Raw genomic sequence first — 10,120 nt, forward strand, 5'->3', positions numbered from 1 at the left:
AAGTCAAGGTTGTATTTCTGCTTGAGTTCCATTGCCTTCATTGGAATGGTCATCAGATCCCAGTCATCCTGGGTAGCTTTCTCACCCTTCTGTGCACGGTCATAGAAATCAAAGCAAGTTACTGATTTTGTGAATGTCATTTTAATTTCCCCTAATTTATGCGCTCATGAGTTCAAGTGCTACTCTTGCTGCCTCTGCTGCATTTTCGGCTGTGCCGTCTGCACCACACTCAGCGATCCATTCATCTGTGACTGGTGCGCCACCGAACATGATCTTGACAGAATCTCTGAGGTTCTCTTCTTCAAGTAACCTTACTACATCCTTCTGACCAAGCATTGATGTTGTCATCAGTGCGGAACCGACAAGGAGCATTTTCTTACCCTTGTTCTTTGCAATTGCTTCTACTACATCCTCATTTGGAATATCTGTTCCAAGGTCCATGATCTCAAAGCCGTTTGCACCGAGCATTGTTGTAACGAGACGGTGGCCGATATCGTGAATATCTCCTTCCTGTACGAATGTTACTGCCATACCTACACCCTCTTCTTCGCCTTTCTCTTCTGCGAGGATAGGCTCAAGGATCTCCATTGCGGATTTCATTGCCTTTGCAGACATCATGATCTGTGGAAGGTAGATAGTTGCTGCTTCGAAGTTGTCACCGACGATCTTCATTCCTGGTGCAAGTGCTTCGTTTATAATGTCGAAGGCACTAATTCCTGCATCAAGTGCTTCCTGTGTTATTGCAGGGCAGCCGTTGATATCCTGGTTCACTATTGCATTTTTAAGTTTGTCAAAAAGTTCCTGATTTCCCATTTTCTTCACCTTTTGTATTATTCACTTTATCCAGTCAATGCCAAATCATTGCAGGCATTACTATATAGAACACTGGTCTGAAAGTTATATAACCTAGCCGATAGCGTTTTTTGAATCTGCATTAAAATATCACTTAGCCATCTGAACAGACAGTATGAATATAATATGGCGAAACCCGGGTTATTTGACACTATCTTTCAAATGTATGTTTTAAGCAGAATTGACATTGTGATCAAAAGGGACAAGGGCGTTAAAATTGACAAAGCTGCTATATCTAAAATAAAATAAAATGAAATTAGTAGGGGGTATCGGGAAATATTGTTTTGATCCCAACTTTGCCAGTCAAAATTAATAACGTTCTTAGTCATGTTCATTCGACTAAACATGGTAGTGACATCAACAAGCTATTGAAAGCTCTCTTTGAGCCAGAAGCTCACAGACATTTTTAGCACAAAAAAGCATACAAAGGATCAAAACTGTCAAATTTGCTTTTGATCAACAAAATCAAGGTCTGGGGATAACATGCTGAACAAACATTCAAATGTTTGCAATTAAGCCCTTGCAAAAGAAGATACAGCATCTTTTTCTGCGATCTATTCCTGCAGATACTCGGTTTGTGAAAGGTAGCATCTTGAAAAAATGATATTAAAGGGATGGGAAAAGGTGTTATTCCTCCCCTGCAGAGTTTTCTTTTTGTTCTTCCTTCAGGTGTTTGTGTATCGCTATTTCAATATTGCTACTTAGATCCCTTTCTGTAAATGGCTTGAGTATGTATCCATAGGGTTCTGTTTGTTTTGCCCTCTCCAGTGTCTTCTCGTCGGAATGTGCTGTAAGGTACACTACTGGTATTGAGAAGCGTTTTCGTATCTCTCCAGCTGCTTCTATTCCATCCATGTCCCCTTTTAGCATTATGTCCATAAGCACAAGGTCAGGAAATGTTCCTTCCACCTTGGTAATTGCATCCTTCCCTGTAGCAGCGACCCCTGAAACACTATAACCAAGGGTCATGAGCCTCTTTTTGATCGCCATCGCTACGATTGCTTCATCCTCCACTACGAGTATCCTGGTATCTTTCATATTAACCCCTTATTTGTTCTCACGGAAAGTTATCTTGAATTTGGTTCCATTGGTCTTATCCAGCTCTATTTCACCGTCGATCTGGGATGTCAGGTTAGTTACAAGCTGAAGTCCAAGTGATTCTGTATTTTTGAAGTCTAGAGTTTCGGGGAATGGTTTCCCTGTATTACTAATTATAAGTGTGAAGACATCGTTGTTCTTGTGGAACTCGATCTTGATCTCTCCTTTTTTACCTTTTTCAAAAGCGTGTTGTAGTGCATTTGATGTCAGTTCATTGATAATGATCCCAAGAGGGACAGCTGTATCCATTCCCAGGAAAACATCCTCGACGTTCAATATCAGTTTAACGTCTTCCTGATCTACATTATAGGAATGGAAAAGGTGATCGGTCAGGTTCTCAATGTAATCAGCAAAATCAAGACTTATAAGGTCCTTTGACTGGTAGAGTTTTTCATGTATCAGTGCAATGGAGCGTACACGGTTCTCACTGTCCCTGAAGGCGTCTATGACCTCCTGGTACTTGAAGTTCAGGGATGCCAGATAGAGCATTCCTGAAACGACCTGCAGGTTGTTCTTAATGCGGTGATGGATCTCCTTTGTCCGTACTTCTTCCATTGCTTTGAGGTTCTCTTCGGCTTCAACGCGTTCGGTAATATCAAGAATAGTGCCCTGGAAATATGCGATCTTTCCTTCTTCATCTCGCTGGATGTGTGTGTCTTCATGTACCCAGCGTATCTCTCCATTCTTTGTAACGATCCTGTAATCTTTATGGAAATTATCCTTTCCTTCATCTGCACAAGCTTGCAGTTCATCCCATACCATTTTCCGGTCTTCCGGATGTATTATATTACCATATAGTACTTTACCGGATGTGAATTCCTCTATTGAATAACCATGTTGTGCAATGTTATCAGAAACGAATTCGACAGGATAACCCTCTTCATATTTCCACCAGAATACGACGATGCTGCTACTGTTAACGGCTGCTTCCATTTTCCTTATGAGTTCATAGGAATTCTGTAGTTCTTTAGAATAGCTGGTAAGGGAATCAAGGATATCGTTCAAACCTTTTGGTATTAACTTGAGGTCTATCTCAACATCAGTATTCGCCCTTACATCCAGATCTCCTCTGATAGCTGCTCCGGATATCTTCTTGAAGTCTACTACGATCTCGTTTATCCTGTTTGTGAATGAAGATGCTATGAAAAAGGCCATTAATCCCATGAAGAAGATGGAGAATATGTAAATGGAGATCAGATCGGATCTTATGGAGTTAACACCTGCGAACATCTCTTCGGGTGGTACAACAAGTATAATGGCATAATTTCCGGTTCCGATTGGTTCATAGAACATGACGACCTCTTTTGAGGTTACCGGATCGATAGTGTTAATGTGGCCACCAACTCCATTCCTTATATCATCAGCAGCAATAGCTATTTGTGGGATGTCAAAATCATAGATGGAGGTCGTTCCGATCCATTCCTTGTTCACAGGATGTGATAGGAGTATTCCGCCGTTGCTAACCATGAAAAGATAGCCGGTATCAAAGGCTTTAACACTGCTTACGGCCTCATCGACATAGTTTAACGATACATCAACACCGCCGATACCAACAAATTCCCCATTCCTGATAATAGGGGAATCATAGCTCACCATCAGTGCTCCCTGATAAAGGTAAGGTTCTGTGACCACGTTTTGTTTGAGTTTCTTTGGACCCTGATAATATTCTGATGTCTCATAATCTACAAGAGGTTCTACACTGATCGGACCGTTTATCATATTCCAGTATGGCACAAACCTTCCGGTCTCATCATGACCTTCCGTTCCTATGAATTCAGCATCCCTACCATCGAAGGTATTCGGTTCGAAACCAACATATGCCCCAATGAGGTGTGGGTTCTCTACCAGTAACTGTTTTAACATCTCATTTGTTTCATTACGGTCAGCGGACTCATATTTTACCATAAGTGCTGCCAGTGAATTTGCTATTGCCATGTTGGATTTCATATCGGCATTGTACTCATGAGCGAAGCTTTTGGCATTCTGAATAGAGTCATGGTATGCAAGCTGTTCTTCCTGTTCTGTAACTGTGGAAATTATAGTAATTGATGAAGCTGATAATATGAAGGAAATGCCTACTACTATATAAAGGACCAATTTAAATTTCAATGACAGATCTTTCCATTCCATGCTTGAACCACACACGTTTTGTAATGGGTTTTATTCGTTGACAGGTCGTGAAAGTTCACGATAGTAAGAGAAGAGCTCTTTGCACCAATCAACTGCACTATCCTCAAATGTGATGATATCCTGGTGATCGTATCTTCCCTGGCTGTTAAAGAAGCTGATATAGGCACATTTTTCAGTGACATTAAAAGTAGGCGCTTTGACCTCGTCCTTGCAAATTAGAAAAGTCGTATTTCCCGATTCCAATATGGTCTTCATTTCCTCTTCATAGTCATTTTGCATTCTTTCAAATACAGAATCTGTAACTATCAAGTCAAGGACTACTCCCCTGTTCGTTATATCTTTGTAGAATCGGGGGAAATCAGGATGGAAAAATGATAGCATTGCACTCATTTCTTGTGAGTCACTAGTATTACTTATTAGTTTTTCCGGAATTTCATACATATGGTCCAGATCAGGCACGACAAGTTCGATCTCTCCCAGGTCTCCTATGTTGTTAAGAAGTTCTTCCGGAATGGTGTTCAGTTCACGATCATCCCAGTAAAGATCTGATTTATCAAAAACCTTCAGCATATTGGATAACGGTTTCATGTTCTCGACTATAAGACGTCCTATGGTTGTTAGTTCATAGGTTCCATTATCATCCTTATGGACAAGCCCTGATTCCCTTAGCTTTTTTATCTGTGGAAGTATGGAAGAAGAACTGACGTCGAGCATTGAGTTGATCTTCTTTATATCTGTGGGCCCATTAAGAAGCAAGATAAGTAAATTTTCTCTTTTCTCTGAAAGGAAGAGGGTTTCTATCAGGTCTAATACCATTATATATCCCCACCCTTTTCAACATCTGTTATTTTCACAGATCGATCACAATAATGATCGAACAATTCGGTACACCATTTCAAAGCACTTTCATCAAAGCTCATTATATCATTGTGGTCATAGCTTCCATTTTGATTTAAAAAGCTGATGTACATGAACCATTCAGATACATCAATTGCTGGCGGTCTTCCTTCGCCCTGATACAATAAGACCTGTGTGTTCTTTGCAGATAAAAGGAAATCCAGTTCTTTCATATTGTTAGTCTTCATTCTTTTAAATGCTGATTCTGAAAGTATCAGTGTAAGACTATTTGCCCTTTCTGCAAGTTCAGAATAGAATTTTGGGTATTCAGGTCTGTAAAAAGAAATGATGGACATGATCTCCTTTGATTTCAGGAGATTTTCTGTAAATTCTTTTGGGATCTCAAAGGTATAGTGAAGGTCAGGTTCAAGCAGCAGATAGTTTCCGAGTTCATGAAGTCGTTTGAAAAGATGGGGTGGCAGGATGTTGATATCATGTTGCTCCCAGTAATTCTTGTTCTCGGCGATCATGCTTAATGTGTTGATCAGGGGTAGCATGTTCTTAACGACAAGCTCTCCGATGTTCGATAATTTGTAGTGCTCATCCTCTTCAATGACCAGATGCTTATCCTTGAGCTTCTTTATTTGTGGCATCATTCCTCGTGATGTCACGTTAAGCGACATCTTGATCTGTTCGATGTCCCGAGGACCTTCCATTAGCAACAAAAGCAGGTTCGTTCTTTTTTCCGAAAGCCAAACATGATCTGTCAGTGACGATGTCATTGTACCCCTTTATCACGAAATACTGCTGATGATATATTTCAGCTTTTATTTGTAACAGTATAATGATTGTTTGTTAGATAAGAAGGTTTCTATTTATTATTGCGAATGTAACTGAAATTCATTTAGAAACATCTTATAGAAATTAAGCTTCAATGACAGTAAAAAATATAAAAAGGAGAAGTTGTGGCAGTTAAACCACAACCATTTGGAGTCTATTTAATAAATATAGTTCTTAAGAGAGTGGTGCAGGATCACAGCAAAGAATACAAGGATCACTGCCAACAGACCGAAGTATTCGAAAGGATTCCATTCGAATATCATGGCTCCAGTATCAGCTCCTCCTCCAAGTATAAGTACGGGAGCTATTACACAAATACCTGCGACAACGAAGATGAACAGGATATCTGCGATCTGCATGATCATATTACTTTTTACTTCAGATTTTGCCATATTTCCATCTCCTTAATCGTAATAGTTAAAGTCGTACATGTGTTCCTTGATGGATTTGTACACAGTGATGCAACCGATGGTCTCGATCCCGAGCAGGAGTAACAGGAACAAGAGGTAGACCGGAAAGATGGTACGAAGTTCAGGCACTGCATCCCATAGAGTTGACATTATTTTGTAAAAGACAAATGTCTCTGAGAAGAACATGAGTCCTAATACAAGAACAATAATGCCTGCGTCTTTTTTGAGGTCGCTGTGATATTTTATCTTATTTACCATGTTTCTTCCTCCATTATCTCCTGTGTGCGGGTTCAGGCCATCCGAGGTCTTCTCCCCAATCGTGACTTATCTCAATGCTCTTGTATCTCCACGAGAAGTAGAAGTATGCTATCACGTAGAACAAGAGTCCGAAGATAAGGTTGTAACTGTATCCCCAGTTAAGGGTAGACATGATCACAATGGCAAGGAAAATCGTAATGTATGCAATTGTTGGCTGCAGAGGGCCCACAAACGGGCGGACCTTTTTGCTGTGCTCCGGAAATAACTTCCTAAAGCGGATCAGGGAAAATGGGATCATTACATAGCAGATTAAACCTGATGTAATTGAAAAGGTGATGACCTGATCGAGGAAACCACTAAATGCAAATGCGATTGCGATAGGCATTGTGAAAATGACTGCCCTGTATGGGGTGCTGTAACGTGGATGCACGTCAGCGAACCAGTTTGTCAGAAATTTATCCCTTGAAAGGGCAAACCATGACCGTGATGCGTCGCAAACTGTACCGTTTGCACTTGCAAGACAGGTGAAAAGTGTACCGATCCCGAGAGCTGCAATAAGGAATTTTGAACCTGTTGCTGTTGCTGCTTCAAAGAGTGGGTATACTGAAGTACCGAGTTCTGCGGCTGGGATCAGACCTGAACATAAGTAGAGTGTCATACCTGAACCGAGAAGAAGGGTTATCATACCTGCTTGCTGACCAAGAGGAATTGCTCTTGTTGGATGTTTACATTCTTCTGCACACATTGCTGCTCCTTCGATACCAAGGTAGAACCAAGGTCCAAATTGCAGAGCCGCAAAAATACCGATAAAACCGTTAGGCATAGCTCCTGATATGAGATATTCTGGATGCCATGTGCCAGCAAATCCGGTAATGTTGGCGAAGAAGAAAACAATAATAGCTATTAATGCTGTGAATGTGAGTGCAAAGTTAAGATTAAGAGCAGCCACGACTCCACGATAGTTCATAAATGTTAAGAATGCGATAATTAACAATGTAACCGGGAATGTTTGTATTTCCGGGAAGATCGAATTTGTGATGGATGCAACGACAATAGCGTCAGCAGCTTCCAGGGCAATGAATTCCATATATACTGCAAGACCCACAAGTGCAGCTGCACCGGGTCCTACGAATAATCTTGCCCAATCATAAGGTCCGCCTGCAAGTTTAGTTGATGATCCTAGTTCACTAGCGCATAAAGAAACCATTACAAACATGGTACCCGCAACCAGTAGTGCAAAGAGTGAACCAAGTATTCCACCTTTTGCAACTGTGAAGTTCCATCCCATGTATTCGCCTACCAGAACAATACCAACTCCAAGCGCCCATACGTGATAGGGCCGGAGTGTCTTTACGACACCGGCATGTTCCGAATTTGTATTTCCAGACATTTAACTCTCCTTAAAAACCACAATTATTTTGAGACTTTACTGGCATCTAATAACATCCAACCTATCAAAACAAAACAGGTCAAATAGATGATTCCATTGATTATAGTCCATGTATCCATGTTCATGCACCTTTACTTCCTAGCAAGCTAATTATTGTAATCAATGATGAAAACCCTTTGAGGATAGATTACATTTAGTTTGCCGAATTTCTGTCACAAATATCATTATTACTTATATATTTTTTGCTCTAACGGTAACCGGAATTACGTGTCTTATGAAATATTATAAATATATTTTGTTTTTTTACATATAAGTGTTAGTTAATGCATATACAAAAAAATGCCTACTTTAAATAAAATCACATTGCATTAGCTTTGGCAAAAATCAAGTATATATATTTTGTGTAACGGCCAGCAAAACTTTTTACAAACGTTGCGAAATGATGCCGCACAACAACACAAGAGACTCTATGTTATTCTAAAGACATATGCATATTATCAAAATTTCATCAAAAAGAGTTTCAATATCCAGACTTTTGGGTAATTCAGGAAACACATGATTTGACTCGAAAATATCAAGAACACTAATATGTAGGGTAAATCGGAATGTTCTGCAAGTTCTTTCTACAATATCTTATCACCTTAAGTTTATTATCGTGTGGTTCCTTGTGTGTTGGCCATGATTTTAATACAGTAGCATAGATCCTGCTGTTGTATCAGGATATAATTCTAATGCATTCGTATGGTATGGTATGGGCTTGTAGTACTATATTTCAGAATTATTGTATTATGTCCATGCGCGGTTTAGCAAGATACAAGAAATGATGTTGTTGCTGAAATGAATATTTCTATCATTATAAATTCCCACTATAAGCAGGATCAGAAGTGCTTTCAGAATCAAGTGATATAAATCCTGCACGCCATCATATAGGTAATTGAATGCGCAGTAAAAAATGCTGTCGAAAAATAGAAAAAAGAGTGCCAGCAGATCCTGCCGGCAAAACCATCAATGTACTATCTAAGCCTTAGAATGTAAGACCGAAGTCTTCGAGTTTCTTCCTTGCACCCTCGTATACCTTGACATACTCGTCTGTTGGTGTAACGGTTGCAACATCGTAACATTCCTGGAATCTCTTACCCTCAGGAGCATTTGCGTAGTCGCCTTCGTATGATGCTACAAGTTTGTCGAGTACAGCGTTGACGGAGTCAATGTCCATGCCTGCTGTTGCACGTGCGACTTCTCCCATCATCCTTGCTTCCATACCGGTTGTCTTGTCAGTGATGACACCCTTTGCTGCTGCGACACCTGAGAGGATCTCACGGCCGGATGCTGTGTCAGTTACTGACTGTGCTGCTGCTTCGAGGAGGCACATCTCGGTACATGGACCTGCACATGGATAGTACTGGTTACCGGTCATAAGGTCTGTGAACTCACTGATTGTTGCACATGCCCATCCTGCGATCTGGAGGGTTTCCCTGGTGTTGGTGGATCCCCATCTGATGTGGACAGGACCATCAAGGTGCCAGCTTGCACTGCTCATAATCATGGAGTTAAGGCTAGTTGCAACATCTACGATTGTTGTTTCCTCAATACCACCAGCGTATCCGCCGAAGATTGGCATCTGCTCGTCCATGATTATGTCACTGTTGCCCTTGTAGTGAGCCATGACTGCAATTGCATCGAGGTCGATCTTAAGCTCGTTGAGCTGTGATACTTCGTGGCTGTCACTTGTGACCTGGCCGCCGACACAGTCGGAAGCGATGTTACCCTGAGCTGACAGGGAAGTCTCTGGTCCCTAAACAGCCATACCTGGCCTACCAGCCATTGCTGCTGCGTTCTTGATAATCCTTGTTTCGGACTTTGCTGCGAGAACTTCGTATGGGCTGCCTGGTATAGGTGGCTTACCACGAACCGTCATCATAACACCATTTACAATTGTGTCAACTTCTTTCTCGAGTGCATAGCTCATGTGAATTGCAGAGAACATATCTTCTGAGATTGGGGAACCTGTTGGACCACCCTGTACTATTGGCTTTCTCTTGTCACCAACAGATCTCTTCTTCATCTGTACTGCATCTCTGCCTGTACCGAGCTGGAATGCTGGCATTGGGTTGTTGATTGCGTCCCAGAGTTCGTCTTCTGTGTACTTGACTATTCTCTTTGTGTCTGTGCAGTAGATACCACACTCAAGGAGCATGTCGAAACCTGCCTTGAAGAGTCTCTCCATCTGGTCCTTGTCGGTTGGAACGAACTCGTTGCCAAAGTCAAGGTTGTATTTCTGCTTGAGTTCCATTGCCTTCATTGG

Annotated in this window: 9 protein-coding genes and 1 pseudogene; all 10 read right to left on the bottom strand. The window is 41.1% G+C overall.

Going from position 1 to position 10,120, the window contains the following annotated elements; translation table 11 throughout:
* A partial coding sequence (locus tag BMX02_RS11710) for a monomethylamine:corrinoid methyltransferase (protein WP_143052435.1) occupies nucleotides 1-140 on the bottom strand: 140 nt, incomplete at its 3' end.
* 16 nt (nucleotides 141-156) lie between these two features.
* Nucleotides 157-813 (bottom strand): corrinoid protein, encoded by a 657-nt coding sequence (locus tag BMX02_RS11445; RefSeq protein ID WP_091690745.1) that lies wholly within the window; start codon nucleotides 811-813, stop codon nucleotides 157-159.
* A 666-nt stretch (nucleotides 814-1,479) separates the two neighbouring features.
* Nucleotides 1,480-1,890 carry a response regulator gene (locus BMX02_RS11450; RefSeq protein WP_091690901.1) on the bottom strand — a complete coding sequence of 137 codons (411 nt, stop codon included), beginning with the start codon at nucleotides 1,888-1,890 and terminating at the stop codon, nucleotides 1,480-1,482.
* 9 nt (nucleotides 1,891-1,899) lie between these two features.
* Nucleotides 1,900-4,080 (bottom strand): histidine kinase dimerization/phosphoacceptor domain -containing protein, encoded by a 2,181-nt coding sequence (locus BMX02_RS11455; RefSeq protein ID WP_091690903.1) that lies wholly within the window; start codon nucleotides 4,078-4,080, stop codon nucleotides 1,900-1,902.
* 30 nt (nucleotides 4,081-4,110) lie between these two features.
* On the bottom strand, nucleotides 4,111-4,896 hold the full coding sequence (locus BMX02_RS11460) for a helix-turn-helix transcriptional regulator (RefSeq protein WP_091690904.1): 786 nt from the start codon (nucleotides 4,894-4,896) through the stop codon (nucleotides 4,111-4,113).
* Nucleotides 4,896-5,699, bottom strand: coding sequence for a helix-turn-helix transcriptional regulator (locus BMX02_RS11465; RefSeq protein WP_091690906.1), 804 nt, complete (start codon nucleotides 5,697-5,699; stop codon nucleotides 4,896-4,898). The genes BMX02_RS11460 and BMX02_RS11465 overlap by 1 nt, the downstream gene beginning before the upstream one ends.
* Before the next feature lie 216 nt (nucleotides 5,700-5,915).
* Nucleotides 5,916-6,149, bottom strand: a complete 234-nt coding sequence (locus tag BMX02_RS11470) for a hypothetical protein (protein WP_091690907.1) — start codon at nucleotides 6,147-6,149, stop codon at nucleotides 5,916-5,918.
* Between the two features lie 12 nt (nucleotides 6,150-6,161).
* The gene (locus BMX02_RS11475) at nucleotides 6,162-6,425 is read right to left on the bottom strand and encodes a monomethylamine transporter (RefSeq protein ID WP_091690909.1); all 264 of its coding nucleotides are present in this window, start codon (nucleotides 6,423-6,425) and stop codon (nucleotides 6,162-6,164) included.
* Between the two features lie 13 nt (nucleotides 6,426-6,438).
* Nucleotides 6,439-7,815 (bottom strand): APC family permease, encoded by a 1,377-nt coding sequence (locus BMX02_RS11480; protein WP_091690910.1) that lies wholly within the window; start codon nucleotides 7,813-7,815, stop codon nucleotides 6,439-6,441.
* Between the two features lie 1,024 nt (nucleotides 7,816-8,839).
* Nucleotides 8,840-10,120, bottom strand: a pseudogene (locus BMX02_RS11485) (monomethylamine:corrinoid methyltransferase); the annotation flags it as partial.

Origin of the sequence: Methanococcoides vulcani, from assembly GCF_900111645.1 — an archaeon.
Classification (GTDB): domain Archaea; phylum Halobacteriota; class Methanosarcinia; order Methanosarcinales; family Methanosarcinaceae; genus Methanococcoides; species Methanococcoides vulcani.